The organism is Pseudomonas sp. MOIL14HWK12:I1 (assembly GCF_000510705.1).
In the GTDB taxonomy this organism is placed as follows: Bacteria; Pseudomonadota; Gammaproteobacteria; order Pseudomonadales; family Pseudomonadaceae; genus Chryseomonas; species Chryseomonas oryzihabitans.
In genome coordinates this window covers 72,017-98,906 of record NZ_KI783309.1, presented here as the reverse complement: position 1 = coordinate 98,906, position 26,890 = coordinate 72,017, and the positions used below count along the sequence as shown (strand labels likewise).

The following is a 26,890-nucleotide window of genomic DNA, read 5'->3' as shown; positions in this document are numbered from 1 at the left end:
TTGGATGGACCGCCGCCAGGGGCGGTAAGTTGTACGCGGAGGCTGGAAGGCCTGGCCTAGCCGCCCGATCTCTTGGTCTTGAAGCCGCGTTTTTCGAGTTCGCCGAGCAACAGGTCGACATGGTCGCCCTGGATCTCGATGACGCCATCCTTGAGCGCCCCGCCGGTGCCGCAGCGGCGCTTGAGCGCGCTGGCCAGGTCCTTGAGCTCCTCCTCGCCCAAGGGCACGCCGCTGACCGTGGTCACCGTCTTGCCGCCACGGCCCTTGGTCTCGCGGCGCACCCGGGCAATGCCGTCGCCCGCCGGAGCCGCGGCCTGGGGTTCTTCCGGGCGAATGCGGCCGACGTCGGTGGAGTACACCAGCCGGCTGAGATCCGACAGCGACGAGGTTTTCTTGCTCAAGGGACGGTCCTCCCAGTCGGGTTCAGGCGCCGGGCGCCTGGAGGAAGCCTTGGACGCAGCGCCGGCCGGCACGGGCCGCGCTGGTCCGGGGCCGCGCAATGTAGCAGCATCGTCCGCGGATGCTAAGGCGCGAATGCGAGAAATTAAGGCAGGGATGCGACATCCGCGCGGCTGAGCGCCAACTGCAGGGCTTCCAGCGAATCCGGGCAATAAGGTCGCTGACGCGCGTCGTCGAGGATGGCCGCCGGGGCCAGGAAGCGCGCCTCCAGTACCTCTTCCGGTTGCAGCCGCAACGGACCGTTCCAGCGCGCGCTGAACACGCCGCCCCAGAGGCGATTGCCCGGCTCCTCGAAATAGAAGGTGCCATGGGCGCGCAGGGGCACGCCGCTGACGCCCAGTTCCTCGGCCAGCTCGCGAGCGGCCGACTCCGCATAGCTCTCGCCCGGTGCCACCATGCCGCCGGCGGCGACGTCCCAGTAGCCTGGGTAGAGCGCCTTGCTCAGGGTGCGCCGGTGCACGCAGAGTTCGCCGGCGTCATTGAACAGGAGGATGAAGGTGCAGCGACCGATCAGGCCGCGGGCACGCAGTTCCGCCCGCGGCAATTCACCCTGGATGCGGTCGTCGCGATCGACCCAGACCACCCCTTCCCGGTCGGAGGCGGCGCGATGCGCCGCTTCGCGAGCGTCCGGCGTCATCAGCCCTGTTCCAGCAACTGGCGCAGGTCGATGATGGCGGCGTTGGCGCGGGAGATGTAGTTGGCAATCACCAGCGAATGGTTGGCCAGGATGCCGAAGCCGCTGCCGTTGAGGATCATCGGACTCCAGACCGGCTGCTGCGCCGCTTCCAGTTCGCGGATGATCTCGCGCACGTTCACCGTGGCGTTCTTCTTCGCCAGGGTGTCGGCGAAGTCGACCTCGATGGCGCGCAGGATGTGCGAAAGCGCCCAGGCCTGACCGCGGGCCTCGTAGAAGACGTTGTCGATCTGCAGCCAGGGCGTCTCGACGCGCTGCTCGTGCACCTCCGGCACCTGGCCGGCGGGGATGTCCTGGTTCGGCCGCACCTCGGCGTCAAGGCGAACCCGACCGACGCTGGCGGACAGCCGCTGGGACAGCGAACCCAGGCGGGTCTCGACGTCACCCAGCCAGTTGCGCAGGTTGTCCGAACGCGAATAGAAGTAGGCGGTGGGCTGGCCCTGGGCATTCTGGCCACCCAGGCGCGCCAGGTAGCGGTCCAGGGAGGCGATGCCGGCGCGGTATTCCGATTCCGACGAGGGCATGGCCCAGCTGTGGTTGTCGAAGTTGAAGCGCGGCTCGGCCTGGGCCAGGTCGACGTCCTCGGTGGACTGCGACTGGGAACGGGCGAAGTCCTTGCGCAGGGCGCGTGCCAGGTCGCGGGTCTGCACCAGCACGCCGTATTCCCAGGACGGCATGTCGTCGAGCCAGAGGCCCGGCGGGAAGATGTCGTTGGAGAGATAGCCACCCGGTTTGTCCAGCAGGGTACCGGCCACCTGCTTGAGGGTCTCGACCGTGGTGTAGCCAAGCACCAGCTTGCGCCCGCTGGCCGCGGCCGCCTCCTGGGCATGCTGCTGCACCGGGAAGAAATCCGGTTCGCGACTCCAATACCAGCCTATCGCCAGGGTGACCAGCAGGTAGAGCGCGACCAGCACTGCCACCAGCCGGAGCCATCCCGACCTCAAGTTCCACTCCCGCATGGGCAATTCCTTGCAATTTTTTCAAAGGTGTTGGCGCTTGGACCCCTGCCTGCGGCGCCGGTTGCGCAGCCTTGGCGGCCGGCGCGGGCGCCAGGCACCCGGTCAGCCACTTCCGAGACTAGGGTAACAGGCGACGGACGCTACTCCAGAAGCGACCGACAGTGTCCATGCGAGCGGCATAGCCGCCGCTAACCAGGGTACCGCCTCTCCCCTGCTCGCCAGCAATTGGTAGCATAGGGCCACCACCTCAAGAATGACGGAACAATTCGTGAGCGAACCAGATGATCCGAGCCGGGACCGCCTCAAGCTGCACTTCGCGCAACGGGTCATCCACCAGTCGCGCCAGGTGCTGGAGATCTGGCAACGGCTGCAACGAGACGAGTGGACGGCTGGCAGCCTGGTCGAGCTGACCGACGCCAACGCACGCCTGCTGCAATACGCCAAGCGCTTCGAGCAGCAGGGCCATGCCGAGCTCGCCGAGGCCATCGGCGCCTCCCTGGCCCAGGTCGCCGCCAATCGCGGCCGTCTCAACAGCCAGGCCATCACCGAACTCAGCCTGGCCATGCAGAGCCTGTCGCGCACCGGACTGCGCCAGGGCGACCAGCTGGAAACCACCAGCCTGCCGCCGCTGCGCAAGCCGATCTACATCGCCCTGCTCGACACCGAGCGTGCCGAGCGCCTGGCGCAGCAGATGGAATACTTCGGCGTCACCATCCAGATCATCCACGGCGCCGACGACTTCCGCGCGATGATGGACAGCCGTCACCCGGCGGTCATCGTCATGGACGTGGACTTCGGCGGCGCGGGTGCCGGCATCCAGCTGGCGCTGGAGGCCCAGACCGGTCTGGAGCGCAAGCTGCCGGTGCTGTTCTACAGCCACCAGGAAGCCGACACCCCCTTTCGCCTGGCCGCGGTACGCGCCGGCGGCCAGGAGTTCTACACCGGCACCCTGGATTCGGCGCGGCTGCTGGAAAAGATCGAGACCCTCACCCGCACCGTCTACTACGATCCGATCCGCGCCCTGGTGGTGGACGACTCCCGCGCCCAGGCCATGGCCACGGAGATGGCGCTCAACAGCGCCGGCATCGTCACCCGCACCCTGATGCAACCCGGCGCGGTGATGGCGCACCTGGCCGAATTCGTGCCCGACCTGATCATCCTCGACATGTACATGCCCGAGTGCACCGGCACCGAGCTGGCCAAGGTCATCCGCCAGCACGAGCGCTATGTCAGCGTGCCCATCATCTACCTGTCGGCCGAGGACGACCTCGACAAGCAGCTGGACGCCATGAGCGAGGGCGGCGACGACTTCCTCACCAAGCCGATCAAGCCGCGCCACCTGATCGCCACGGTGCGTACCCGCGCGGCCCGGGCGCGCAGCCTGCAGGCGCGCATCGTCCAGGACAGCCTCACCGGCCTGTACAACCACACCCACACCCTGCAACTGCTGGAAGACGCCTGCTTCCGCGCCCGGCGCAGCCAGCGGCCGATCACCTTCGCCATGCTGGACATCGACCACTTCAAGCAGGTCAACGACCACTACGGCCATCCCATGGGCGATCGGGTGATCAAGAGCCTGGCGCTGTTCCTCAAGCAGCGCCTGCGCAAGTCCGACCACATCGGCCGTTATGGCGGTGAGGAATTCGCCATCGTGCTGCCCGACACCGACCTGGCCACCGCCACCCGCCTGATCGACGAGATCCGCCAGCGCTTCGCCGAGATCCACTATCCGGCGCCGCCCAAGGAACTCAGCTGCACCTTCAGCGCCGGCGTGGCGCAGCTGCAGCCCGGCCAGGAGATGCCCGCGCTGGCCAAACAGGCGGACGAAGCCCTCTATGCCGCCAAGCATGCGGGACGCAATTGCGTACGCCAGTACGGCCAGGACTGACCAGCCAGATGCCTCTGCTATGATCGGCCGCTGCCGATCGCCGAGAAGCCCATGCGTGTCCTGCTGTTCCTGCTCACCCTGCTGCTGACCCTGCCCGCCGCCGCTGGCCTGTTCGATGCGCCACGCCCGAGCGCCGCGCTGGGCCTGGACGGTCAGCGCTCCAGTCAGCCATTCCTGCCGGTGGATCAGGCCTTTCGCCTGGAGCAGCGCCGCGACGCCGACGGCCGCCCCCAGCTGCGCTTCACTATCGCCGAGGGCTATTACCTCTATCGGCAACGCTTCGCCTTCGACGCCGACCCCGGCCTGCTCACCGCGCCGGTAGCCCTGCCGCCCGGCGAGCCCAAGCACGATGAATGGTTCGGCGACGTCCAGGTCTATCACGCCGGCGTCGACATCCCCCTGCCCCTGGCGCCCGACCGTGGCGGCCAGATCAAGGTGACCTACCAGGGCTGCGCCGATCGCGGCCTCTGCTATCCGCCGGAAACCCGCACCCTGGACATCGCCGGCCCTGCGCTTGCGACCCCGGCCGCCACCGCGCCCGTCCCCGCTCAGCTCGACTGGCACAGGATTCTGCTGGCCTTTCTCGCCGGACTCGGGCTGACCTTCACGCCCTGCGTCCTGCCGATGCTGCCCATCGTCTCGGCGGTGGTCCTGGCCGGCAAGGCGCGCCCCGGACGTGGCCTGCTGCTGGCGCTGGCCTATGTGGTGCCCATGGCCCTGAGCTTCGCCGCCCTGGGCGCGCTCATGGGCGTCTTTGGCGCCAGTCTCAATCTGCAGGCGCAATTGCAGTCGGCCTGGGTGCTGATTCCCTTCGCCGCGCTGTTCGCGCTGTTCGCCCTGGCCATGTTCGGTCTCTTCGAACTGCGCCTGCCGGCGGTCCTGCGCGAGCGCCTGGAGCAGCTGGCCAGCGGCACCCGCGGCGGTTCCCTGGGCGGCGCGGCCACCCTGGGCGTGCTCTCCAGCCTGATCGTCTCGCCCTGCGTCTCGGCGCCCCTGGCGGGCCTGCTGCTCTATATCAGCAGCACCGCCGACTGGCTCGGCGGCGGACTGGCGCTGTTCGCCCTGGGCCTGGGCATGGGTACCCCACTGATCCTCATCGCCGCCGGTGGCGGCGCCCTGCTGCCACGCAGCGGCGCCTGGCTGGTGGGCATGCGCAATGCCTTCGGCGTCCTGTTGCTGGCGGTAGCCCTGTGGCTGCTCGAACGGCTGCTGCCGGGGCCGCTGGCGCTGGCCGCCTGGGGCCTGCTGGCGGCCGGCGTCGGGCTGTTTCTCGGCGCCCTGGAATTCGTACCCAAGCCACCCCGTCAGCGGCTGCTGCAACTCGCCGGCCTGACCCTGGTGGTTTACGGCGCGACCGCCGGTATCGGCGCCCTGCGTGGGGCCAGCGATCCCCTGCGACCGCTGGGCGACGCCGCGGCGCCCGCCGTGGCCGGCCGCGCGGACGTCATGCACAGCCTCAGCGATCCGGCGGCCCTGGCCAGCCGTCTCGGCCAGGGGCGACCGGTGCTGGTGGACGTCTATGCCGACTGGTGCATCAGTTGCAAGCTGATCGAGCGCGAGGTGTTCGGCAATCCCGAGGTCCAGGCGCATTTGCGCGACTTCACGCTGATCCGCTTCGATATGACGCAAAGCACCCGGGAACAGCGGCAGTGGCTGGAACGGCAGGGACTGTTCGGTCCGCCAGCGATCCTGTTCTATGCCGGCAGTGGCCAGGAGCAGACCCAGGCGCGCATCGTCGGCGAAATCGACGCCGCGGGTTTTCTCGCCCGACTCGGTGAAGCAAAAAGGCTTATCGCCAGCGATTAAAAGAATTTCGCCCAACGTGCGGGCATTTCCGGCAAACGTCTAGCGACTGGACAGTCACCTCCGGTTGCGGCATAGTCCGCGGCCAATCTGGTTGCGAAATCGCGAGGCAAGTGGCTATGGCGCATCTGCTGGTACTGCACGGGCCCAACCTGAATCTCCTGGGCACCCGCGAGCCGGGCGTCTACGGGGCCACCACCCTGGCCCAGATCAACGCCGATCTCGAAGCCCGCGCCACTGCGGCGGGGCATCGCCTGCAATACCTGCAAAGCAACGCCGAGCACCTGCTGATCGAACGCATCCATGCCGCGCGTGACGAAGGGGTGGATTTCATCCTCATCAATCCGGCTGCCTTCACCCATACCAGTGTCGCCCTACGTGACGCCTTGCTCGCGGTGAGCATCCCATTCATCGAAGTGCACCTGTCGAACGTGCACAAGCGCGAGGCCTTCCGCCACCATTCCTATTTTTCCGACGTGGCGGTCGGTGTCATCTGCGGGCTCGGTGCCAGTGGCTATCGCCTGGCCCTGGAAGCCGCCTGCGAACAGCTCGCCGCCCGCGGCTGAGCGCGACTCAATATCCAGAACATCACCAGAACCCGAGGGGAGAGCCAACGCCAATGGACATCCGTAAAGTCAAGAAACTGATCGAGCTGCTGGAAGAGTCCGGTATCGACGAGCTGGAAATCCGCGAAGGCGAAGAATCCGTCCGCATCAGCCGCAACACCGGCCGCGGCCAGGGCATGCAGACCGTCTACGCCGCTGCCCCCGCTCCGGTCGCCGCCCCGGCCCCGGCTGCCGCGCCGGCCGCTGCCGCTGCACCCGCCAGCGAAGCCGCCGCGCCGCAACTGACCGGTAACGTGGCTCGTTCGCCCATGGTCGGCACCTTCTACCGCGCCTCCTCGCCCACCACCCCGGCCTTCGTCGAAGTCGGCCAGCAGGTGAAGAAAGGCGACATTCTGTGCATCGTCGAAGCCATGAAGATGATGAACCACATCGAAGCCGAAGCCAGCGGCACCATCGGCCAGGTGCTGGTCGAGAACGGTCAGCCCGTCGAATTCGACCAGCCGCTGTTCACCATTGTCTAAGCCCGTGGAGCCCACGATGCTGGAAAAAGTCCTGATCGCCAACCGCGGGGAAATCGCCCTGCGCGTGGTGCGTGCCTGCAAGGAGCTGGGCATCAAGACGGTGGCGGTTCATTCCACCGCCGACCGCGAGCTGATGCATCTGTCCCTCGCCGACGAATCGGTGTGCATCGGCCCGGCCCCCTCGCCCCAGTCCTACCTGAACATCCCGGCCATCATCAGTGCCGCGGAAGTCACCGGCGCCACCGCCATCCACCCCGGCTACGGCTTTCTCGCCGAGAACGCCGACTTCGCCGAGCAGGTGGAGCAGTCCGGATTCGCCTTCGTCGGCCCCACCGCCGACGTGATTCGCCTGATGGGCGACAAGGTGTCCGCCAAGAACGCCATGAAGCAGGCCGGTGTCCCCACCGTGCCGGGCTCCGACGGCGCCCTGCCGGATGACGAGGCCGAGTGCCTGCGCATCGGCCGCGAAGTCGGCTATCCGGTGATCATCAAGGCCGCCGGTGGCGGTGGTGGTCGCGGCATGCGCGTGGTCGAGGACGAGGCCGAGCTGATCAAGTCGATCAAGCTGACCCAGACCGAAGCCGGCGCCGCCTTTGGCAACTCCATGGTCTACATGGAGAAATTCCTCGGCAATCCGCGTCACGTGGAAGTCCAGGTGCTCTCCGATGGCCAGGGCAACGCCGTGCACCTCTATGACCGCGACTGCTCGCTGCAGCGCCGTCACCAGAAGGTCATCGAGGAGGCGCCTGCGCCCCAGATCGACGAGAAGGCCCGCGAAGAAGTCCTGGCACGCTGCGTCAAGGCCTGCATCGACATCGGCTACCGCGGCGCCGGCACCTTCGAGTTCCTCTACGAAGACGGTCGCTTCTACTTCATCGAGATGAACACTCGCGTGCAGGTGGAGCATCCGGTGACCGAGATGATCACTGGCGTCGACATCGTCAAGGAGATGCTCAGCATCGCCGCGGGCAACCCGCTGTCGATCAAGCAGGAAGACATCAAGATCACCGGTCACGCCATCGAGTGCCGGATCAACGCCGAAGATCCCAAGACCTTCATGCCCTCTCCGGGCCTGGTCAAGCACTACCATGCACCGGGCGGCAACGGCGTGCGGGTGGATTCGCACCTGTACAGCGGCTACAAGGTTCCGCCGAACTACGATTCGCTGATCGCCAAGCTGATCACCTGGGGCAAGACCCGCGACGAGGCCATGGCCCGGATGCGCAACGCTCTGGACGAGCTGATCGTCGACGGCATCAAGACCAATGCCGATCTGCACCGGATGCTGACCCGCGACCAGGCCTTCGGCCAGGGCGGCGTGAACATCCACTACCTGGAGAAGAAGCTCGGCCTGCGCCACTGAGGACGTGACGAGCTCTGATTCAGCGAACGGGCTGCCCTCGGGCAGCCCGTTTTCATTTACCCTCCCCGCTTTGACCCGATTCAGGTAGCCCACCATGTCCTGGCTGCAAGTCCGCCTCGCCCTCACCCCCGCCCAGGCGGAAACCTACGAAGACCTCATGCTCGAACTGGGCGCCGTCTCGGTGACCTTCATGGACGCCGAGGACCAGCCGATCTTCGAGCCGGATCTCGGCACCACCCCGCTGTGGTCCCAGACCCACCTGCTGGCGCTGTTCGAAGGCGATACCGACGCCGCCGCCCTGGAGCAGCGCGTGCAGCTCCTGGCCAACGGCCTCGTCTACGAGGTGGAGCGCCTGGAAGATCAGGAATGGGAACGCAGCTGGATGGACAACTTCCAGCCCATGCGTTTCGGCCAGCGACTGTGGATCGTGCCCAGCTGGCACGAGGCCCCGGAACCCGAGGCGGTCAATCTGCTGCTGGATCCAGGCCTGGCCTTTGGCACCGGCACTCATCCCACCACCTCGCTTTGCCTGCAGTGGCTGGACGGCGAACCGGTCCAGGGCCTGCAGGTGCTGGATTTCGGCTGCGGCTCGGGCATCCTCGCCATCGCCGCCCTGCTGCTGGGCGCCGAGCACGCCGTGGGCACCGACATCGACGTCCAGGCCCTGGAAGCCTCGCGGGAGAATGCCAATCGCAACGGCATCGACCCGGCACGCTTTCCGCTGTACCTGCCCGCTGATCTGCCAGGCGAGCCGGCCGACGTGGTGGTGGCCAACATCCTCGCCGGTCCGCTGGTCGGCCTGGCCGAGCAGATCACCCGCCTGACCCGCATCGGCGGTCGCCTGGCCCTTTCCGGCATCCTCGCCGAGCAGGCCGAGGACGTGCGCGCCGCCTATGCCGGCTGCTTCGACCTGGAACCCACCGCCACCCTGGACGGCTGGGTACGCATCAGCGGCACCCGTCGTCGCTGACCTGCGTACCGCCACCGGTCCGCTCACCCGGCGGCCCGGTGGAGGCCCTTCTTTCGCCAGGGCCTTCGGGTACACTAGCGCGCTTCACTCCCTGGCTGTCGCCTCGCCATGACCGAATCCCTCGTCGCCCAGTGTCCGCATTGCCATACCCGCTTCCGCGTCACCCAGGAACACCTGGCTGCCGCGGACGGCGACGTACGCTGTGGCGTCTGCCTGGAAGTGTTCAACGCCAGCAACCAGGCCGCGCCCCTGACGGCGCCGCAGCCCATGCCCGTGCCACCCGCGCCCGTGGCCGAACCGGCGCCGCCCCCCAGCGAAGCGGCCTGGCCCCATGACGAACTGGACCTGAGCCACCTGGAGCTGGACGCCGAGGTCGCCCGCCTGGGCGCCCTGGAAGAACAGCGCCGCGCGCCGATCGCGCCGGCAGCCCCGCCCGCGGAGGCAACGCCTCCTGCCGTGGCCGCACCGCGGGAAGAACCGGCACCGGCCCAGGGCCTGGCAGCCCATCGCCCCCAGGACGACGAAGACCCCTTCGAACTGCCGTCGCTCGGCGCCGCCTCCGCCGAGCGCGAACCCGAGCCGGAATCCCTGCGCCTGCCGGCCGAACCCGAGGTCGAGTTCGAGCCGCAGCCCGCCCCCTTGCCGCTTCCCGCCGCCGAGCCGGAACCGGAGCCCGAGCCCGAGCCTGAGTCCGCCGTGGAGGCCCGGCCGGAGCCGGCCATCGCTCCCGTGCCGACGGCCGCACCGGTGGCACCGCTCGCGGCCACCCGCGCCCCGCTCAAGCCCGCCCCGGCCACGCCGCCCGCGCCCCTCACCACCGCGCCCCCGCGTGAACGCCAGGAGCCGGCACTCGGGCGGGTCGAAGCCGACGACGACGAACGCGCCGAACCCGGCCTGGGTCGGCTCGACGACTGGCAGGAGCCCGTTGCCGAACCCCTCAGCGCCGCGCGCGACGGCGACGAGCCGCTGCCGGCCAAGGCCACGACCGCCCTGCGCAGCGAACCGGAATGGCAGGACGATCCCCTGCTGGACCTGCACGACGATCCGCTGCAGCTGGACAGCCAGCCACGGCGCCCGCACTGGGGTCGCCGCCTGCTGTGGATCCTGCTCTGCCTGCTGGCGCTGCTCGGCCTGGCCGGCCAGTACGTCTATTACCACTTCGACGAACTGGCGCGGCAGGACAGCTATCGCCCGCTGTTCGTCCAGGCCTGCGCCAGCCTGGGCTGCAAGGTGCCGTCCAAGGTCGATGTCCAGCAGATCCGCAGCAGCAACCTGGTGGTGCGCAGCCATCCGCAATTTTCCGGGGCCCTGCGCGTCGATGCCATCCTCTACAACCGGGCGCCCTTCTCGCAGCCTTTTCCGCTGCTGGAATTGCGCTTCGCCGACCTCAACGGCCAGTTGCTCGCCAGCCGCCGTTTCAAGCCCGGCGAGTACCTGAACGGCGAGCTCAAGGGCCAGGACGAGATGCCGCCGCAGACGCCGATCCACATCGCCCTGGACATTCTCGACCCCGGTCCGCGCGCGGTGAACTACAGCCTGAGCTTCTTCTCGCCGGAGTAGCGCCAGGGCGAATTGCTCATAAACTAGCCAACTCGCGCTTTATCCGGAGGCGGCGAGCGGGTATCATTCCCAACCCTTTTCAAGCACAGCAGCCCCTGTCCGCGGCCGGTTTCCGGCGCAGGCGGAACAGGCGCCTATTCGCCAGGGAAAAAGATATGTCGATGGTACGCATCGGCCCTTATACCTTGCCCAATCCGCTGATTCTCGCGCCCATGGCCGGGGTCACCGACCTGCCCTTCCGGCGCCTGTGCCTGGCACTCGGCGCCGGCATGGCCGTGTCGGAAATGGTGACCAGTGACGTGCGGCTCTATGACAGCCGCAAGTCGCGGCTGCGCCTGATCCACGCCAGCGAGCAGGAACCGCGCTCGGTGCAGATCGCCGGCGGCGATCCGGCAATGCTGGCCGAAGCGGCCCAGCGCAATGTCGAACTGGGTGCCCAGATCATCGACATCAACATGGGCTGCCCGGCGAAAAAGGTCTGCAACAAGGCCGCCGGCTCCGCGCTGATGAAGGACGAGGCCCTGGTGGCCGAGATCCTCGCCGCCGTGGTGGCCGCGGTGGACGTGCCGGTGACCCTGAAGATCCGCACCGGCTGGAATCCCGAGAATCGCAACGGCCTGCGCATCGCGCAGCTGGCCGAAGCCGCCGGCATCCAGGCACTGGCCGTGCACGGCCGCACCCGTGACGACAGGTTCCTGGGTGCCGCCGAGTACGACACCATCGCCGCGATCAAGCAGGCGGTCGGTATCCCGGTGTTCGCCAATGGCGACATCGACAGCCCGGAAAAGGCCCGGCGCGTGCTCGAGCACACCGGCTGCGACGGCCTGCTGATCGGCCGCGCCGCCCAGGGCCGCCCCTGGATCTTCCGCGAGATCGCCCACTACCTGGCGACCGGCGAGCATCTGGCGGCGCCGAGCGATGCCGAGGTGGAGGCCATCCTGCTGGAGCACCTCGACGCCCTGCATGCCTTCTACGGCCCGGAAATGGGCGTGCGCATCGCCCGCAAGCACGTCGGCTGGTACCTGGCCGACCGGCCGGGCGCCGCGGAATCGCGCGCCCAGTTCAACCGACTGCAAGACACCCAAGCCCAGCACGCCAGCATTCGCGCGTTCTTCGCGCAGCCCCCGATCGGGAAGCAGGTGGCATGAATTCGATGACCGAGACTTTGACTGGAACAGCGCCCGTGAGTGACAACGGCGACCTCAAGCAGCACCTGACCGCTCCCCTGCAGGAGGGCCAGACGCTGCGCGACAGCGTGGAAAAGGCGCTGCGCAACTATTTCGCCCACCTCGATGGGCAGCCGGTGACCGACGTCTACAACATGGTGCTCTGCGAAGTGGAAGCCCCCCTGCTCGAAAGCGTGATGAATTACGTCAAGGGCAACCAGACCAAGGCATCGGAGATGCTCGGGCTCAATCGCGGCACCCTGCGCAAGAAGCTCAAGCAATACGACCTGCTCTGATCCGCCTCATCGCCGGCGGCCCAGGGGGCTTGACCGGCGGTCTCTCTCCTCCTGATGGACATGACCATGACCGACCAGACCTCTCGCCTCCCCGTCCGCCGTGCGCTGATCAGCGTGTCCGACAAGACGGGCGTCGTCGACTTCGCCCGTGAACTCGCGGCCATCGGCGTGGAAATCCTGTCCACCGGCGGGACCTACAAGCTGCTGCGCGACGAAGGCATCCCCGCTGTGGAAGTCGCCGACTACACCGGCTTCCCGGAAATGATGGACGGCCGCGTCAAGACCCTGCATCCGAAGATCCACGGCGGCATCCTCGGCCGCCGCGGCATCGACCACGAGGTCATGAGCGAGCACGGCATCCGCCCGATCGACCTGGTCGCGGTCAATCTCTACCCCTTCGCCGCCACCGTGGCCAAGCCCGGTTGCAGCCTGGCCGACGCCATCGAGAACATCGACATCGGCGGTCCGACCATGGTCCGCAGCGCGGCCAAGAACCACAAGGACGTCGCCATCGTGGTCAATGCCAGCGACTACGCGTCCATCCTTGACGACCTCAAGGCCGGCGGCCTGACCTATGCCCAGCGCTTCGACCTGGCGCTCAAGGCCTTCGAGCACACCGCCGCCTACGACGGCATGATCGCCAACTACCTGGGCAGCATCGACCAGCAGGCCGAGACCCTGTCCACCGAAGGCCGCGCCGCCTTCCCGCGTACCTTCAGCGCCCAGTTCATCAAGGCGCAGGACATGAGATACGGCGAGAACCCGCACCAGCAGGCGGCCTTCTATGTCGAGCACGCCAGCGAGGCCTGCGTGGCCACCGCCACCCAGCTGCAGGGCAAGGAACTGTCCTTCAACAACGTCGCCGACACCGACGCCGCCCTGGAAACCGTCAAGAGCTACGAGGAGCCGGCCTGCGTCATCGTCAAGCACGCCAACCCCTGTGGCGTGGCCGTGGCCAGCGACATCCGCCAGGCCTATGAACTGGCCTATGCCACCGACAGCGAGTCGGCCTTCGGCGGCATCATCGCCTTCAACCGCGAACTGGACGCCGAGACCGCGCGCGCCATCGTCGAGCGCCAGTTCGTCGAGGTGATCATCGCCCCGCGCGTCAGCGCCGAGGCCCGCGACGTCGTCGCGGCCAAGGCCAACGTCCGCCTGCTGGAGTGCGGCGAGTGGCCCGCCGAGCGCAAGCCCGGCCTGGACCTCAAGCGCGTCAATGGCGGTCTGCTGGTGCAGAGCCGCGACATCGCCATGATCACCGCCGCCGATCTCAAGGTGGTGACTCAGCGCGCCCCCAGCGAGCAGGAACTGCAGGACCTGATCTTCGCCTGGAAGGTGGCCAAGTTCGTCAAGTCCAACGCCATCGTCTACGCCAAGGGCCAGCAGACCGTGGGTATCGGCGCTGGCCAGATGAGTCGCGTCAACTCGGCGCGCATCGCCGCCATCAAGGCCGAGCACGCCGGTCTGGCCGTGGCCGGCGCGGTCATGGCCTCGGACGCCTTCTTCCCCTTCCGTGACGGCATCGACAACGCCGCGGCCAACGGCATCACCGCGGTGATCCAGCCGGGCGGCTCCATGCGCGACGCCGAGGTCATCGCCGCCGCCGACGAAGCCGGCATCGCCATGGTCTTTACCGGCATGCGTCACTTCCGCCACTAAGGGCCCGTCCCGGCGAGGCCGCACGCGCCTCGCCGTCGCTCCAATTCAAAGTGCGGACGCCACCCGGCGGCCGCCAGAGGAACACTGCATGAACGTACTCATCATCGGCAGCGGCGGTCGCGAACACGCCCTGGCCTGGAAGGTCGCCCAGGACACCCGGGTCACCAAGGTCTATGTGGCCCCGGGCAACGCCGGCACCGCCACCGAAGCCAAGTGCGAGAACGTCGCCCTGGACGTCCTGGCTCTGGAACAACTGGCCGACTTCGCCGCTGCCAACGTCGAGCTGACCATCGTCGGCCCCGAGGCACCGCTGGTGGCTGGGGTGGTGGACCTGTTCCGCAGCCGCGGCCTGCCCTGCTTCGGCCCCACCGCCGGTGCGGCCCAGCTGGAAGGCTCCAAGGCCTTCACCAAGGATTTCCTGGCGCGCCACCAGATCCCCACCGCCGCCTACGCCAACTTCACCGAGGTGGGGCCGGCCCTGGCCTATCTGCGCGAGCAGGGTGCGCCCATCGTGATCAAGGCCGACGGCCTGGCCGCCGGCAAGGGCGTGATCGTCGCCATGACCCTGGCCGAAGCCGAGGACGCCGTGCGTGACATGCTTTCCGGCAATGCCTTCGGCGACGCCGGTGCCCGCGTGGTGATCGAGGAATTCCTCGACGGCGAGGAAGCCAGCTTCATCGTCATGGTCGATGGCAAGAACGTCCTGCCGATGGCCACCAGCCAGGATCACAAGCGCGTCGGCGACGGCGACAGCGGTCCCAACACCGGCGGCATGGGCGCCTATTCCCCGGCGCCGGTGGTGACCCCCGAGGTCCACGAGCGAGTCATGCGCGAGATCATCGAGCCCACCGTGGCCGGCATGGCCAGCGAAGGCAATGTCTACACCGGCTTCCTCTATGCCGGTCTGATGATCGACCAGAGCGGTGCGCCCAAGGTCATCGAATTCAACTGCCGATTCGGCGATCCCGAGACCCAGCCGGTGATGCTGCGCCTGCAGTCCAGCCTGGTGCTGCTGGTGGAGGCCGCCCTGGCCGAGGCCCTCGACAAGATCGAAGCCTGCTGGGATCCGCGTCCGAGTCTGGGCATCGTCCTGGCCGCCGGCGGCTATCCGGGCGACTACGCCAAGGGTGACGCCATCAGCGGTCTCGAAGCCGCCGCGGCCCTGCCGGGCAAAGTGTTCCACGCCGGCACCAGCCTGCGCGATGGTCAGGTCGTCACGGCCGGCGGTCGGGTGCTGTGCGCCACGGCCCTGGGCGAAACGGTCTCCGCCGCCCAGCAGAACGCCTATGCGCTGGCCCGGGAAATCGCCTGGAAGGGCTGTTTCTACCGCAGCGACATCGGCTACCGCGCCATCGCCCGCGAGCGACAGTGAAGCTCGCCTAAGGGATCGGCCTGTTACACTGTTACGTCAACAGACGTGACGGGCTGATCTATACTCGACGTCCGCATTTGCGAAGGGAACTCTCGTGCACCGGCTCTGGATCGCCATAGGCTTTGTGGTCAGCTGGCTGCTGTTGCTGCTGGTGGCCAATTCCGTGCAGGCCGAGAATTCGCCGGATGCGGGCTGGGCGCAATACGAGGACGCCACGGGCGAATTCTCGCTCGACGACGTCCGTGACCGGCTGTCCGCCTTCAAGCCGCTGACCACCGCCCGCGCCCACCGCCCCGCCGGCCCCGGGGCGCTCTGGCTGCACACCCGCATCCAGCCCGACACCCAGCAGCGCCTGCTGCGCATCATTTCGCCCAATGTCGGCTATCTGGACTTCTTCGCCTATCGCGACGACCAGTTGCTCAGCGAGATCCGCGATGGCCTGTCGCGGCCGCTGCTCAATCCGCAGCAACTCAGTCGCGACTTCGTCTTTCCGATTCCGCAGAGCGACCAGCCGCTCGACCTCTTCCTGAGATTCGAATCGCCCCAGCCGATGCGGATCGCCCTGACCCTGAGCAGCAGTGCCGAAGCAGAGGTTACCCATCGGCTGGTGATGTTCGGCGTGCTGCTCGGCTGCCTGGCCATGCTGGCGCTGTACAACGGCGCCCAGCTGCTCTACCACCGCAGTCGCGCCACCAGCGCCCTCACCCTGCTGCTGGTGATGCTGGTCTGCGTGGCCCTGAACATCTTCGGGCTGAGCAAGTTCTTCCTGGGCGGCTTCAAGGGCCAGACGCCGCTGCTGACCGATCTGTCGGTGCTGGCCTGCAGCGCCGCCGGGCTGAATTTCGTGGGGGCCTTCTTTGGCTGGCGGCGACTGCCGCTGTGGATCCGCCGCACGCTCAGGGGCCTGCTGGCGCTGGTCGCCCTGGCCGCCGTGGTGCGCATCGCCGCCGGCGAGTTCTATATCGGCGACTGGCTCATGGCGGTCAATGGTCTGGCGCTGTTCGCCTGCCTGAGCATCGCCCTTGAGCGCTGGCACCAGGGTGCCCGCTATGCGCGGCTGCTGGTGGTGAGCTGCGCCCTGCTGGCCCTGGCCGGGCTGATCGCCCTGCCGATCCTGGCCGGTTACGCCAATCCGCCGGTGTGGATGGGCCGCGGCCTGATCGCCAGCTGCATGTTCAGCGGCATCCTGCTCACCCTGGCCCTGGAGGAGCGCCGTCGCTATCTGCGCGAAGAGCATTTCACCCGTACCCGTGACAGAGCGGCCAACCATGCGGAGCTCAAGGGCAAGGCCGAATTCCTTTCGCGCATCAGCCACGAGATCCGCACGCCCATGAACGGCGTGCTGGGCATGACCGAGTTGCTGCAGGGCACGGCGCTGTCGGCCAAGCAGCGCGACTATGTGCAGACCATCCACAGCGCCGGTGCAGAACTGCTCAACCTGATCAACGAGATCATCGACATCACCCGTCTGGAAAGTGGCCAGATCGAACTGGAAGAGGTCACCTTCGACCTCAATGCCCTGCTCGACGACTGCCTAGACATCTTCCGGCCGCGCGCCGAGGAGCACCGGGTCGAACTGCTCAGCTTCATCCAGCCCCAGGTGCCCCGCCGTTTCATCGGCGATCCGACCCGCCTGCGCCAGATCCTGCTCAACCTGCTGGAAAACGCCTTCCAGCGCACCGAGGAAGGCGAGATCCTCCTGGTGATCTCCCTGGAAGAGGCCACCGGCCAGCCGCCACGCCTGCGCATCTCGGTGCAGGACAGCGGCACCCCGCTGGATGCGGCGCTGAGTCGCCAGCTGCTGTCCACCCACCTCGACCGCCGCGACTTCCTCGCCAGCGACACCGACAGCCTGGATTTCGGCCTGATCATCGCCCGCCAACTGGTGCTGCTGATGCAGGGCGACTTCGGCATCCAGAACAACGCCGAGGGCGGTTCCAGCTTCTGGATCAGCCTGCCTATCCCGGCCCAGGCGCTGGTGCTGTCGCGCGGCGACAGCGACTATCCGCTGCAGGACGTACGGGTGCTGGTGGTCGATGACAACGAGCTCTGCCGCAAGGTCCTGCAGCAGCAATGCAGCGCCTGGGGCATGCAGGCGGTCACCGCCGCGTCCGGACGCGAAGCCCTGGCCCTGCTGCGCACCCAGTCGCACCTGCGGGAATACTTCGACGTGGTGCTGCTCGACCAGCAGATGCCGGGCATGACCGGCATGCAGCTGGCCGCGCGCATCAACGAAGACGAGAATCTCAACCACGACCTGCTGCTGATCATGCTCACCGGCCTGAGCAATGCGCCGAGCAAGGTCATCGCCCGCAACGCCGGCATCAAACGGGTGCTGGCCAAGCCGGTGGCCGGCTATACCCTCAGGGCGACCCTGGCGGACGAGCTGTCGCGCCGCGGCCAGCGCGTCAGCGAACCCGAGCCCGAAGAACAGCCCAGCGGCATCCCCAGCGATTTCCGCGTGCTGGTGGCCGAGGACAACAGCATCTCGGTCAAGGTGATCCGCGGCATGCTGAAGAAGCTCGGCGTCGAACCCGACACCGTGAGCAACGGCCTGGAAGCCTTCGAAAAGCTCCAGCAGAACACTTACGACCTGATCCTGATGGATTGCGAGATGCCGCTGCTGGACGGCTTCGGCGCCACCCGCCGGCTACGTGCCTGGGAACAGCAGAATCATAGGTCGCGCACCCCGGTGGTGGCCCTCACCGCCCACATCCTCGCCGAGCACAAGGATCGCGCCCAGGAGGCCGGCATGGACGGCCACATGGGCAAGCCGATCGAACTCTCGCAGTTGCGCGAACTGCTGCTCTACTGGGCCGAGCGACGGCGGCTGGACGTAACCCGCGCGGGGCTCAAGGCGACTCCTTGAACCTGTCCTTGACGTAGGTGATCTCGGTCTTGCCGTGCGGCACCGGATTGCCTTCCTCGTCGAGATTGACGAAGACGATCTTGTCGATGGTGAGGATGCTCTTGCGGGTGATCTTGTTGCGCACCTCGCATCTGAGGGTGATGGAGGTACGCCCGAACTCGGTGGCGGTGATGCCCAATTCGATGATGTCGCCCTGGCGCGAGGCGCTGATGAAGTTGATCTCGGAGATGTACTTGGTCACCACCTTGGGATTTTCCAGCTGCACGATGGCGTAGATCGCCGCCTCCTCGTCGATCCACTTGAGCAGACTGCCGCCGAACAGGGTGCCATTGGCGTTGAGGTCTTCGGGTTTCACCCACTTGCGGGTATGGAAGTTCATCAGGGCTCCTTGAATTTCCAGGGTCTCGAGTCATCAGATCAGGGTGCGCGCGGTAGATTCCGGTCGACATGAGGCAGAGCGCCACCCTTTGGGTTTATCGCGATCCTCGTTATACTGCCCGCGCATCGCGGCCACCAGGCCGCCCCGCCTTCCGTTCGAGGGGCGCTGCAGCACGCTGCGTTATCCCATCCTAGCCGACCCGCCGCTGGCGCGGGACCCTCGGCGGGCATGACGCCAGGCGTTGTCAGGCTCGAGCGGAGCGTTATCAGAACGCATCAACGGCGCCCATTCGCACCTAACGAATGGAGACTCTTCAATGAGCGCTGTCCTCACGCCTGCCGCTTTCAACGATTTCAAGGTCGCCGACATCTCCCTGGCCGACTGGGGTCGTCGCGAAGTCATCATCGCCGAATCGGAAATGCCCGCCCTCATGGGTCTGAGACGCAAGTACGCCGGCGAGCAACCCCTGGCTGGCGCCAAGATCCTCGGCTGCATCCACATGACCATCCAGACCGCCGTGCTCATCGAGACCCTGGTGGCCCTGGGCGCCGAAGTGCGCTGGTCGAGCTGCAACATCTTCTCCACCCAGGACCAGGCCGCGGCCGCCATCGCCGCCGCCGGCATCCCGGTGTTCGCCTGGAAGGGCGAGACCGAAGCCGAATACGAGTGGTGCATCGAGCAGACCATCCTCAAGGATGGCCAGCCCTGGGACGCCAACATGGTGCTGGACGACGGCGGTGACCTGACCCAGATCCTGCACGACAAGTATCCGCAGGTGCTGGAGCGCGTGCACGGCATCACCGAAGAGACCACCACCGGCGTGCACCGCCTGCTGGACATGCTCAAGGACGGCACCCTCAAGGTCCCGGCGATCAACGTCAACGACTCGGTCACCAAGAGCAAGAACGACAACAAGTACGGCTGCCGCCACAGCCTCAACGACGCCATCAAGCGCGCCACCGACCACCTGCTGTCCGGCAAGCAGGCGCTGGTGATCGGCTACGGCGACGTGGGCAAGGGCTCGGCCGCCTCGCTGCGTCAGGAAGGCATGATCGTCAAGGTCTCGGAAGTCGATCCGATCTGCGCCATGCAGGCCTGCATGGACGGCTACGAGCTGGTCTCGCCCTATGTCGACGGCCTGAACGACGGCACCGAAGCCTCCGTGGATCGCGCCCTGCTGGGCAAGATCGACCTGATCGTCACCACCACCGGCAACGTCAACGTCTGTGACGCCAACATGCTCAAGGCCCTGAAGAAGCGCGCCCTGGTGTGCAACATCGGTCACTTCGACAACGAGATCGACACCGCCTTCATGCGCCAGCACTGGGGCTGGGAAGAGGTGAAGCCGCAGGTGCACAAGATCCACCGCACCGGCCTGACCGTCGATCCGGCCAACGACGACTACCTGATCCTGCTGGCCGAGGGCCGCCTGGTGAACCTGGGCAACGCCACCGGTCACCCCAGCCGCATCATGGACGGCTCCTTCGCCAACCAGGTGCTGGCGCAGATCCACCTGTACCAGGAGAAGTTCGCCGACCTGCCGGTCGCCGAGAAGACCGCCAACGTCACCGTCATGGTCCTGCCCAAGAAGCTCGACGAGGAAGTGGCGCTGGAAATGGTGAAGGGCTTCGGTGGTGTGGTGACCCGTCTGACCGAGGCTCAGGCCAAGTACATCGGCGTGACCCAGGAAGGCCCCTTCAAGCCCGACAGCTACCGCTACTGATGGCCAGCCCCGCCCGCCAGGGCGGGGCCGCTCACGAGAGAGACGCCGTGAAACCCAGTCTGAGTTTCGAATTCTTTCCCTGCAAGACCGAAGCGGGCCACGAGAAGCTGATCGCCACCGCGCGGCAGCTGGCGAGTCATGGGCCGGAGTTCTTTTCCTGCACCTACGGCGCTGGCGGCTCCACCCGCGACGGCACCTATCGTACCGTGCGCCAGCTCAACGACGAGGTCGGCGTGCCCACCGCGCCGCACCTGTCCTGCGTCGGCGACAGCAAGGCCAAGTTGCGCGAGCTGCTGCAGCAGTACCGGGAAGCCGGCATCAACCGCATCGTCGCCCTGCGCGGCGACCTGCCGTCCGGCATGGGCCTGTCCGGTGGTGGCGAATTGCGTTATGCCAGCGATCTGGTCGCCTTCATCCGCGAGGAAACCGGCGATCACTTCCATATCGAGGTCGCCGCCTATCCGGAAACCCATCCGCAGGCGCGCAGCTTTACGGACGACGTGCGCAATTTCGTGTACAAGATGCAGGCCGGTGCTGACCGCGCGGTCACCCAGTACTTCTTCAACGCCGACTGCTATTTCCATTTTGTGGAACGTGTCCGCAAACTGGGAGTCGAAGCCCCAGTGATCCCTGGCATCATGCCGATCACCAACTACAGCAAGTTGGCGCGCTTCTCCGATGCCTGTGGCGCTGAACTGCCACGCTGGCTGCGGAAGCAACTGGAAGCCTACGGTGACGACACCCAGAGCATCCAGGCCTTTGGCGAAGAAGTCATGACCGCCCTCTGCGAGCGACTGCTCGAAGGCGGGGCACCCGGTGTGCACTTCTACACCCTGAACCAAGCGGAGCCGTGTATCGCCATCTGGCGAAACCTCGGTTTTTGAAGTCGGCCACGCGAACTGGCGGCGACTTCACCCAATCGTGATTACCGCTACCGGTCATCGCCCGACTCTTCATCCAGCGCAGGATGACGAGGGCGGGCGAGACGTCCGAAACCTTTCGGACGTCAACCGGAAGCGCAACCGCGCCCCCACGTCGGCGGGACGCCGACAGAGACAGGAACCCCGCATGTCCTTCATTTCCCTCGGTCTCTCCGAGGCCCTTGCCCGCGCCGTGGAAGACGCTGGCTACACGAATCCCACTCCTGTTCAGCAACGCGCCATTCCGGCCGTCCTGCAGGGTCGCGATCTGATGGTGGCTGCCCAGACCGGCACCGGCAAGACCGGTGGCTTCGCGCTGCCGGTGCTCGAGCGCCTGTTTCCCAATGGTCATCCCGATGGCCGCCAGCACGTGGCCAAGCAGCCGCGCGTACTGGTCCTGACGCCGACCCGCGAACTGGCGGCCCAGGTCCACGACAGCTTCAAGGTCTATGCCCGTGACCTGCCCATGCGCAGCGCCTGCGTCTTCGGTGGCGTCGGCCTCAAGCCGCAGGTCACCGCCCTGGCCAAGGGCGTCGACGTGCTCGTCGCCTGCCCGGGTCGTCTGCTGGACCTCGCCGGTCAGCAGAGCGTCGACCTGTCCGCCGTCGAGATCCTGGTGCTGGACGAAGCCGACCGCATGCTCGACATGGGCTTCATCCACGACGTGAAGAAGGTACTGGCCCGTCTGCCGGCCCGCCGCCAGAACCTGCTGTTCTCGGCCACCTTCTCCAAGGACATCACCGACCTCGCCGGCAAGTTGCTGCAGGATCCCGAGCGGATCGAGGTCACCCCGCCGAACACTACCGTCGAGCGCATCGAGCAGCGGCTGTTCCGCATCCCCGCCAACCAGAAGCGCGCCCTGCTCGCCCACCTGATCACCCTGGGTGCCTGGGAACAGGTGCTGGTGTTCACCCGCACCAAGCACGGCGCCAACCGCCTGGCCGAGTACCTGAACAAGCATGGCCTGCCGGCCGCGCCGATCCATGGCAACAAGAGCCAGAACGCCCGCACCAAGGCCCTGGCCGACTTCAAGAGCAACGAGGTCCGCGTCCTCGTCGCCACCGACATCGCCGCCCGCGGCCTGGACATCGACCAGTTGCCCCACGTGGTCAACTTCGAGCTGCCCAATGTCGAGGAAGACTATGTCCACCGCATCGGCCGTACCGGTCGGGCCGGGCGTAGCGGCGAAGCCATCTCCCTGGTTTCGCCCGACGAAGAGAAGCTGCTCAAGGCCATCGAGCGCCTGACCAAGCAGAGCATTCCCGACGGCGACATGCAGGGTTTCGACCCGCAGTCCGTACCGCCGGAGCAGCCGGAAGTGCGCGCCCCGCGCGAGCCGCGTGGCAAGCCGCAGCAGAATCGCCAGAAGAAGGCCGACAAGCCGGCGCGCAGCGAAGGCAAAGGCCAGAATCAGGGCCAGAACCAGGGCAAGGCCGCCAGCGGCGAGCAGTCCGGTGCCCAGCCCCAGGGCGAGCGCAAGGGCCGTACCCGCAATCGTCGCGACCGCCGTGATCGCGACGACGCCGGTCAGGCCAATGCGCAACCCGGCCAGGCCGCGGCCCAGCAGCCGCGCAATCGCGATCCGGAAGAATTCCTGGACGACGATTACGACAACTTCGGCAACAGCGTCGACTACGTCAGCCCCTACCAGGGCAAGGGTCGCAACGGCCAGCGCCGTGGCAACGGCGGCAACGGTGCCCGTCCGGCAGCCGCGAGCAGCAATGGTCAGCAGCCCCGTCAGGGTCAAGGCCAGGGTCAGGGCGCTGCCCGCGCCCAGCGTGGCCAGCAACAGCAGCAGCCCGGCAAGCGCCGTGGCCAGAATGGCCAGCCCCGCGCCGCCCGCCCCTACGAGGCCGCACCCAGCGAGCCGCGTGCCTATGCCCAGGAAGAGCGGGCATCGAGCAAGCCGCAACCGAAGATCGTGCACAAGCCGTCGCGTGCCGACCGCCTGCCTACCCTGGAGCAGCTGGAAGACCTGCCGAGCCGGCCGCGCAGCGAGAAGCCCGCGCTGCTGACCCGCAACCGCGAAGCCTGATGAAGTGCGGGCCGCCCAGGCGGCCCAAACTCCAGGCAAAAAGAAACCCCGCCTTGGCGGGGTTTCTTTTTGGCCGTGGCAGATCAGGCGTGGGCGGCGCGCAGGGCGTCGATATAGGGCTCGGCCTGGCGATGGCTGCGGATCAGCTCGATGAAGTCTTCACCCTGATCGTTACGGGCATCCAGATCGTAGCCGGCCTCGACGAAGAAGCCGACGAAGCGCTCGAAATCGTCCGGACGCAGACCGCGATAGGCCTTGACCAGCTTGTGCAGAGACGCGGGGGTATCGTCCGCCGGCTCGACCGCGAGAAACAGCTTGATCTGCTCGTCGCTGATCTCTTCACCGATGACCTGCTTTTTATCCTTGCGCATCCTTTGGCTACCTGTGCTGGGGGATTCTTTGGAGAAAAGAGGGCCGATTCTAACCCCGCCCCTCGCCTGCCCGCCAGTGACAAAGCCAGGGCAATACCGCGACCCCGATCAAAAGTTCAATCGAATTGAGCGCGCATCCAGCGGCGATAGCGCTCGGCATCGGCGGCGCCTTCCAGCGGTGCCCAGTCGGGTCGCTCACCCTCGCCCAGAGGCACGAAGGGCCCGGCCTTGCATTCGAAGAACAGGCAGTCGCCCTCCAGGGCAACCAGCGCATGGTAGTGCCCGGGGGCGAGATCGACGCCCGGGCAACCGGCGCGCTGGGACAACTCGCGGCGCAGCCGCACCTGCCCTTCTTCGCTGAAGGTCAACAGCCCGAGTCGGCCCTGCAGCACCAGCAGACTCTCGGACTTGTGCGGATCCAGGTGGCGATGGGGCGGGATGTAGCTGTCCTCGCACATGCCCACCACCAGGCGGTGGCAGGGCTCGTCCATGGCGTGCAGGTTGTGATGGGCACGGCGGCGCGGACTGGCCGCCGCCTGCCGGAGCAGGTCGGCGAACAGCGCCTGATCGAACAGCCGGGCGGTCACAGCCCCTTCACGGCGTAGATGCCGGGCGCATTGCGCCAGTAGCCCTTGTAGTCCATGCCGTAGCCGAAGATGTAACGATCGATGCAGGGCAGGCCGACATAGGTGGCTTGCAGGCCCTTGACCTTGCGGTCGTGGGTCTTGTCGATCAGCACCGCGGTATGGACCTCGCGGGCGCCGGCATGGCGGCAGAAGTCGATGATGGCCTTGAGGGTGTGGCCCTCGTCGAAGATGTCGTCGACGATCAGGACGTCGCGATCGATGAAGGACACCTCGGGCTTGGCCTTCCAGAACAGCTCGCCGCCAGTGGTCTCGTTGCGATAGCGGGTGGCGTGCAGATAGGACATTTCCAGCGGGAAATTCAGCCGGGTGGCCAGCTTGCCGGTCAGGATCAGGCCGCCATTCATGACGCAGAAGACCACCGGATTGCGCTCGGCGAGATCGGCGGTGATGGCCGCGGCGATCCGGTCGATGGCCGCTTCGACCTGGGCTTCGTCATACAGGCAATCGGCTTCCTGCATGACCTGGCGGATGTGGGCGAGATCGGCGGACATGGGGCTTCTCCGGGGGACGGGGCGCCTGCGGGGTGGTTGGCGCGGATAAAAGGCGGCAAAGGTACAGACACCGCGGACCGATCTCAAGCGCCGCCAGGCGGCTACTATTGTCGCAGGGTACTGCCCACCTCGAGCCGGATGCTTTAATGTACCGCGGTTTTTTTGTGCGCCTGCCCTTCCTGCGGCAGGCCTTCGGGCCGCCGGTCGTACCGAAACCGCCCTCGATCCGCTGCCCTACCGTCTCTGGAGAATCCCATGCCCGTCCACGAAATCCGCCACCCGCTCATCCGTCACAAGCTCGGTCTGATGCGGCGCGCCGACATCAGCACCAAAAACTTCCGTGAACTGGCCCAGGAAGTCGGTGCCCTGCTGACCTACGAGGCGACCAAGGACCTACCGGTGGAAGAGGTGGACATCGAGGGCTGGTGCGGTACCGTCAAGGTGGAAAAGATCTCCGGCAAGAAGGTCACCGTGGTGCCCATCCTGCGCGCCGGCATCGGCATGCTCGACGGCGTGCTCAGCCTGATCCCCAGCGCCCGGGTCAGCGTGGTGGGCCTCGCCCGCAACGAATCCACCCTGCAGGCCCACACCTATCTGGAAAAGCTGGTCGGCGAACTGGACCAGCGCCTGGCCATGATCATCGATCCCATGCTGGCCACCGGCGGCTCCCTGATCGCCACCATCGATCTGCTGAAGAAGGCCGGGGCCAAGGAAATCCGCGCCCTAGTGCTGGTCGCGGCGCCCGAGGGCATCGCCGCGGTCGAGCAAGCCCATCCGGACGTGCGCCTCTACACCGCCTCCATCGACGAGCGCCTCAACGAGCATGGCTACATCCTGCCGGGCCTGGGCGATGCCGGTGACAAGATCTTCGGCACCAAGCAGAAGGACGCCTGAGCGTGACCGCGCGGGAACCGCTCTGGCGGGAGATCCTGGTCGGCGCCCAGATGCTCTTCGTGGCCTTTGGCGCCCTGGTGCTGATGCCGCTGATCACCGGCATGGACCCCAATGTGGCCCTCTTCACCGCAGGCTTCGGCACCCTGCTGTTCCATCTGGTCACCGGCCGTCAGGTCCCGGTGTTCCTGGCGTCGAGCTTTGCCTTCATCGCCCCGATCATCGCCGCCAAGGCCGAATTCGGCCTGCCGGCGGTGCTGGGCGGCGTGGTGGCGGCCGGCTTCGTCTACACCTTCCTGGGGCTGGCGGTGAAGCTGCGTGGCGTGGGCTTCATCGACCGCCTGCTGCCGCCGGTGGTGATCGCCCCGGTGATCATTTCCATCGGCCTGGGCCTGTCGCCGGTGGCGGCCAACATGGCCATGGGCAAGGCCGGTGACGGCAGCGCCCAGCTGGTGCCCTATGCCACGGCGATGATGATCTCCATGCCGGCGCTGGTCACCACCCTGCTGGTGGCCATCTACGGCAAGGGCATGTTCCGCCTGGTGCCCATCCTCGCCGGGGTCTTCGTCGGCTACGCGCTGGCCTTCGTCTTCGGCATCGTCCATACCGAGGGCATCGGCGCTGCGCCCTGGCTGGCGATCCCGGCCTTCGTCGCACCGGAATTCCACTGGGGCGCCATCCTGTTCATGGTCCCGGTGGCCCTGGCGCCGGCCATCGAGCATGTCGGCGGGGTGATCGCGGTGGGCGGTGTGACCGGCAAGAACTACCTCAAGCAACCCGGTCTGCACCGCACCCTGCTGGGTGACGGCCTGGCCACCTCCTCCGCCGGCCTGTTCGGCGGACCGCCCAACACCACCTACGCCGAGGTGACCGGCGCGGTGATGCTGACCAAGAACCACAATCCGCGGGTCATGCTGTGGGCGGCGGGCTTCGCCATGGTGCTGGCTTTCGTCGGCAAGTTCGGCGCGGCACTGCAAACCATCCCGGTGCCGGTCATGGGCGGCATCCTCTGCCTGCTGTTCGGCTCCATCGCAGTGGTGGGGCTGAACATCCTGATCCGCCATCAGGTGGATCTGTCCGAGGCGCGCAACCTGGTGATCGTCTCGGTGACCCTGGTGTTCGGCATCGGCGGCATCGTCTTCGGCAACGGCGAGATAGGCCTCAAGGGCATCTCCCTCTGCGGCCTGATCGCTATCGGCCTCAACCTGGTACTGCCCGGGCACAACGCCTGGAAGAAGGACGCCGAGCCGCCTGAGCGTCCGCTGCTCTGACGGCACCCCTCCAGATG

At 67.0% G+C, this 26,890-nt stretch carries 24 protein-coding genes and 1 riboswitch; of the genes, 17 read left to right on the top strand and 7 right to left on the bottom strand.

Going from position 1 to position 26,890, the window contains the following annotated elements:
• Nucleotides 1-56: 56 nt before the first annotated feature.
• The 3 genes from PSEK12I1_RS0121560 to PSEK12I1_RS0121550 form a co-directional block, all read right to left on the bottom strand.
• Nucleotides 57-401 (bottom strand): translation initiation factor Sui1, encoded by a 345-nt coding sequence (locus tag PSEK12I1_RS0121560; protein WP_027602890.1) that lies wholly within the window; start codon nucleotides 399-401, stop codon nucleotides 57-59.
• Nucleotides 402-544: 143 nt separating this feature from the next.
• Nucleotides 545-1,096, bottom strand: coding sequence for an NUDIX hydrolase (locus tag PSEK12I1_RS0121555; RefSeq protein ID WP_027602889.1), 552 nt, complete (start codon nucleotides 1,094-1,096; stop codon nucleotides 545-547).
• The gene (locus PSEK12I1_RS0121550) at nucleotides 1,096-2,112 is read right to left on the bottom strand and encodes a DUF2333 family protein (RefSeq protein WP_007161590.1); all 1,017 of its coding nucleotides are present in this window, start codon (nucleotides 2,110-2,112) and stop codon (nucleotides 1,096-1,098) included. Before PSEK12I1_RS0121550 ends, PSEK12I1_RS0121555 begins: the two co-directional genes overlap by 1 nt.
• 268 nt (nucleotides 2,113-2,380) lie before the next feature.
• Between PSEK12I1_RS0121550 and PSEK12I1_RS0121545 the strand changes: the two genes are divergently transcribed.
• From PSEK12I1_RS0121545 to PSEK12I1_RS0121490, 12 genes are all read left to right on the top strand, one after another.
• Nucleotides 2,381-4,000: a PleD family two-component system response regulator gene (locus PSEK12I1_RS0121545; protein ID WP_017641054.1), complete on the top strand. Its 1,620-nt coding sequence runs from the start codon at nucleotides 2,381-2,383 to the stop codon at nucleotides 3,998-4,000.
• 51 nt (nucleotides 4,001-4,051) lie between these two features.
• On the top strand, nucleotides 4,052-5,806 hold the full coding sequence (gene dsbD / locus PSEK12I1_RS0121540; protein WP_027602888.1) for a protein-disulfide reductase DsbD: 1,755 nt from the start codon (nucleotides 4,052-4,054) through the stop codon (nucleotides 5,804-5,806).
• Between the two features lie 116 nt (nucleotides 5,807-5,922).
• Nucleotides 5,923-6,369 (top strand): type II 3-dehydroquinate dehydratase, encoded by a 447-nt coding sequence (aroQ, locus tag PSEK12I1_RS0121535; RefSeq protein WP_007161587.1) that lies wholly within the window; start codon nucleotides 5,923-5,925, stop codon nucleotides 6,367-6,369.
• Nucleotides 6,370-6,422: 53 nt separating this feature from the next.
• Nucleotides 6,423-6,890, top strand: coding sequence for an acetyl-CoA carboxylase biotin carboxyl carrier protein (accB, locus tag PSEK12I1_RS0121530; protein WP_007161586.1), 468 nt, complete (start codon nucleotides 6,423-6,425; stop codon nucleotides 6,888-6,890).
• 16 nt (nucleotides 6,891-6,906) lie between these two features.
• Nucleotides 6,907-8,253, top strand: coding sequence for an acetyl-CoA carboxylase biotin carboxylase subunit (accC, locus tag PSEK12I1_RS0121525; protein ID WP_027598936.1), 1,347 nt, complete (start codon nucleotides 6,907-6,909; stop codon nucleotides 8,251-8,253).
• A 94-nt stretch (nucleotides 8,254-8,347) separates the two neighbouring features.
• Nucleotides 8,348-9,223 (top strand): 50S ribosomal protein L11 methyltransferase, encoded by an 876-nt coding sequence (gene prmA / locus PSEK12I1_RS0121520; protein WP_027598937.1) that lies wholly within the window; start codon nucleotides 8,348-8,350, stop codon nucleotides 9,221-9,223.
• 108 nt (nucleotides 9,224-9,331) lie between these two features.
• Nucleotides 9,332-10,783, top strand: coding sequence for a DUF3426 domain-containing protein (locus PSEK12I1_RS0121515; protein ID WP_027602887.1), 1,452 nt, complete (start codon nucleotides 9,332-9,334; stop codon nucleotides 10,781-10,783).
• Nucleotides 10,784-10,938: 155 nt separating this feature from the next.
• A complete protein-coding gene (gene dusB / locus PSEK12I1_RS0121510) occupies nucleotides 10,939-11,931 on the top strand; it encodes a tRNA dihydrouridine synthase DusB (protein ID WP_027602886.1) in 993 nt (330 codons plus the stop codon).
• Nucleotides 11,928-12,245 carry a DNA-binding transcriptional regulator Fis gene (gene fis / locus PSEK12I1_RS0121505; protein WP_026083845.1) on the top strand — a complete coding sequence of 106 codons (318 nt, stop codon included), beginning with the start codon at nucleotides 11,928-11,930 and terminating at the stop codon, nucleotides 12,243-12,245. The genes dusB and fis overlap by 4 nt, the downstream gene beginning before the upstream one ends.
• A gap of 66 nt (nucleotides 12,246-12,311) precedes the next feature.
• Nucleotides 12,312-13,904, top strand: coding sequence for a bifunctional phosphoribosylaminoimidazolecarboxamide formyltransferase/IMP cyclohydrolase (gene purH / locus PSEK12I1_RS0121500; RefSeq protein WP_027602885.1), 1,593 nt, complete (start codon nucleotides 12,312-12,314; stop codon nucleotides 13,902-13,904).
• A gap of 88 nt (nucleotides 13,905-13,992) precedes the next feature.
• The gene (gene purD, locus PSEK12I1_RS0121495) at nucleotides 13,993-15,276 is read left to right on the top strand and encodes a phosphoribosylamine--glycine ligase (protein WP_027602884.1); all 1,284 of its coding nucleotides are present in this window, start codon (nucleotides 13,993-13,995) and stop codon (nucleotides 15,274-15,276) included.
• Nucleotides 15,277-15,370: 94 nt separating this feature from the next.
• The gene (locus PSEK12I1_RS0121490) at nucleotides 15,371-18,145 is read left to right on the top strand and encodes a response regulator (RefSeq protein ID WP_027602883.1); all 2,775 of its coding nucleotides are present in this window, start codon (nucleotides 15,371-15,373) and stop codon (nucleotides 18,143-18,145) included.
• On the opposite strand, the gene PSEK12I1_RS0121485 is transcribed toward PSEK12I1_RS0121490, so the two are convergent.
• Complete coding sequence (locus PSEK12I1_RS0121485; RefSeq protein WP_007161577.1) at nucleotides 18,129-18,524, bottom strand: acyl-CoA thioesterase; 396 nt, start codon at nucleotides 18,522-18,524, stop codon at nucleotides 18,129-18,131. The genes PSEK12I1_RS0121490 and PSEK12I1_RS0121485 overlap by 17 nt on opposite strands.
• Nucleotides 18,525-18,675: 151 nt before the next feature.
• Nucleotides 18,676-18,818: riboswitch (S-adenosyl-L-homocysteine riboswitch) on the top strand.
• A gap of 22 nt (nucleotides 18,819-18,840) precedes the next feature.
• Here PSEK12I1_RS0121485 and ahcY point away from each other — a divergent pair.
• From ahcY to PSEK12I1_RS0121470, 3 genes are all read left to right on the top strand, one after another.
• Nucleotides 18,841-20,247 carry an adenosylhomocysteinase gene (gene ahcY, locus PSEK12I1_RS0121480; RefSeq protein WP_007161576.1) on the top strand — a complete coding sequence of 469 codons (1,407 nt, stop codon included), beginning with the start codon at nucleotides 18,841-18,843 and terminating at the stop codon, nucleotides 20,245-20,247.
• A 47-nt stretch (nucleotides 20,248-20,294) separates the two neighbouring features.
• Nucleotides 20,295-21,131 carry a methylenetetrahydrofolate reductase [NAD(P)H] gene (gene metF, locus PSEK12I1_RS0121475; protein ID WP_007161575.1) on the top strand — a complete coding sequence of 279 codons (837 nt, stop codon included), beginning with the start codon at nucleotides 20,295-20,297 and terminating at the stop codon, nucleotides 21,129-21,131.
• A 184-nt stretch (nucleotides 21,132-21,315) separates the two neighbouring features.
• Nucleotides 21,316-23,202, top strand: coding sequence for a DEAD/DEAH box helicase (locus tag PSEK12I1_RS0121470; RefSeq protein ID WP_027602882.1), 1,887 nt, complete (start codon nucleotides 21,316-21,318; stop codon nucleotides 23,200-23,202).
• 83 nt (nucleotides 23,203-23,285) lie between these two features.
• On the opposite strand, the gene PSEK12I1_RS0121465 is transcribed toward PSEK12I1_RS0121470, so the two are convergent.
• The 3 genes from PSEK12I1_RS0121465 to PSEK12I1_RS0121455 all read right to left on the bottom strand — a co-directional run bounded on the left by PSEK12I1_RS0121465 (nucleotide 23,286) and on the right by PSEK12I1_RS0121455 (nucleotide 24,711).
• The gene (locus PSEK12I1_RS0121465) at nucleotides 23,286-23,573 is read right to left on the bottom strand and encodes a PA4642 family protein (RefSeq protein ID WP_007161573.1); all 288 of its coding nucleotides are present in this window, start codon (nucleotides 23,571-23,573) and stop codon (nucleotides 23,286-23,288) included.
• A 116-nt stretch (nucleotides 23,574-23,689) separates the two neighbouring features.
• Entirely contained in the window at nucleotides 23,690-24,160 is a 471-nt protein-coding gene (locus PSEK12I1_RS0121460; protein ID WP_027602881.1) for a WbuC family cupin fold metalloprotein, read from the bottom strand.
• Nucleotides 24,157-24,711, bottom strand: a complete 555-nt coding sequence (locus tag PSEK12I1_RS0121455; RefSeq protein WP_027602880.1) for a hypoxanthine-guanine phosphoribosyltransferase — start codon at nucleotides 24,709-24,711, stop codon at nucleotides 24,157-24,159. Before PSEK12I1_RS0121455 ends, PSEK12I1_RS0121460 begins: the two co-directional genes overlap by 4 nt.
• A 255-nt stretch (nucleotides 24,712-24,966) precedes the next feature.
• Between PSEK12I1_RS0121455 and upp the strand changes: the two genes are divergently transcribed.
• Nucleotides 24,967-25,605: a uracil phosphoribosyltransferase gene (upp, locus tag PSEK12I1_RS0121450; RefSeq protein WP_027598946.1), complete on the top strand. Its 639-nt coding sequence runs from the start codon at nucleotides 24,967-24,969 to the stop codon at nucleotides 25,603-25,605.
• A 2-nt stretch (nucleotides 25,606-25,607) separates the two neighbouring features.
• The gene (locus tag PSEK12I1_RS0121445) at nucleotides 25,608-26,873 is read left to right on the top strand and encodes a uracil-xanthine permease family protein (RefSeq protein WP_027602879.1); all 1,266 of its coding nucleotides are present in this window, start codon (nucleotides 25,608-25,610) and stop codon (nucleotides 26,871-26,873) included.
• The last annotated feature ends 17 nt before the right edge of the window (nucleotides 26,874-26,890 follow it).

Excerpts from the sequence above, each read along its gene's own strand:
- PSEK12I1_RS0121555 (WP_027602889.1), bottom strand. The coding sequence starts at position 1,096 with ATGACGCCGGACGCTCGCGAAGCGGCGCATCGCGCCGCCTCCGACCGG.
- PSEK12I1_RS0121550 (WP_007161590.1), bottom strand. The coding sequence starts at position 2,112 with ATGCGGGAGTGGAACTTGAGGTCGGGATGGCTCCGGCTGGTGGCAGTG.
- dsbD (WP_027602888.1), top strand. The coding sequence starts at position 4,052 with ATGCGTGTCCTGCTGTTCCTGCTCACCCTGCTGCTGACCCTGCCCGCC.
- aroQ (WP_007161587.1), top strand. The coding sequence starts at position 5,923 with ATGGCGCATCTGCTGGTACTGCACGGGCCCAACCTGAATCTCCTGGGC.
- accB (WP_007161586.1), top strand. The coding sequence starts at position 6,423 with ATGGACATCCGTAAAGTCAAGAAACTGATCGAGCTGCTGGAAGAGTCC.
- accC (WP_027598936.1), top strand. The coding sequence starts at position 6,907 with ATGCTGGAAAAAGTCCTGATCGCCAACCGCGGGGAAATCGCCCTGCGC.
- prmA (WP_027598937.1), top strand. The coding sequence starts at position 8,348 with ATGTCCTGGCTGCAAGTCCGCCTCGCCCTCACCCCCGCCCAGGCGGAA.
- PSEK12I1_RS0121515 (WP_027602887.1), top strand. The coding sequence starts at position 9,332 with ATGACCGAATCCCTCGTCGCCCAGTGTCCGCATTGCCATACCCGCTTC.
- dusB (WP_027602886.1), top strand. The coding sequence starts at position 10,939 with ATGTCGATGGTACGCATCGGCCCTTATACCTTGCCCAATCCGCTGATT.
- fis (WP_026083845.1), top strand. The coding sequence starts at position 11,928 with ATGAATTCGATGACCGAGACTTTGACTGGAACAGCGCCCGTGAGTGAC.
- purH (WP_027602885.1), top strand. The coding sequence starts at position 12,312 with ATGACCGACCAGACCTCTCGCCTCCCCGTCCGCCGTGCGCTGATCAGC.
- purD (WP_027602884.1), top strand. The coding sequence starts at position 13,993 with ATGAACGTACTCATCATCGGCAGCGGCGGTCGCGAACACGCCCTGGCC.
- PSEK12I1_RS0121485 (WP_007161577.1), bottom strand. The coding sequence starts at position 18,524 with ATGAACTTCCATACCCGCAAGTGGGTGAAACCCGAAGACCTCAACGCC.
- ahcY (WP_007161576.1), top strand. The coding sequence starts at position 18,841 with ATGAGCGCTGTCCTCACGCCTGCCGCTTTCAACGATTTCAAGGTCGCC.
- PSEK12I1_RS0121470 (WP_027602882.1), top strand. The coding sequence starts at position 21,316 with ATGTCCTTCATTTCCCTCGGTCTCTCCGAGGCCCTTGCCCGCGCCGTG.
- PSEK12I1_RS0121465 (WP_007161573.1), bottom strand. The coding sequence starts at position 23,573 with ATGCGCAAGGATAAAAAGCAGGTCATCGGTGAAGAGATCAGCGACGAG.
- PSEK12I1_RS0121455 (WP_027602880.1), bottom strand. The coding sequence starts at position 24,711 with ATGTCCGCCGATCTCGCCCACATCCGCCAGGTCATGCAGGAAGCCGAT.
- upp (WP_027598946.1), top strand. The coding sequence starts at position 24,967 with ATGCCCGTCCACGAAATCCGCCACCCGCTCATCCGTCACAAGCTCGGT.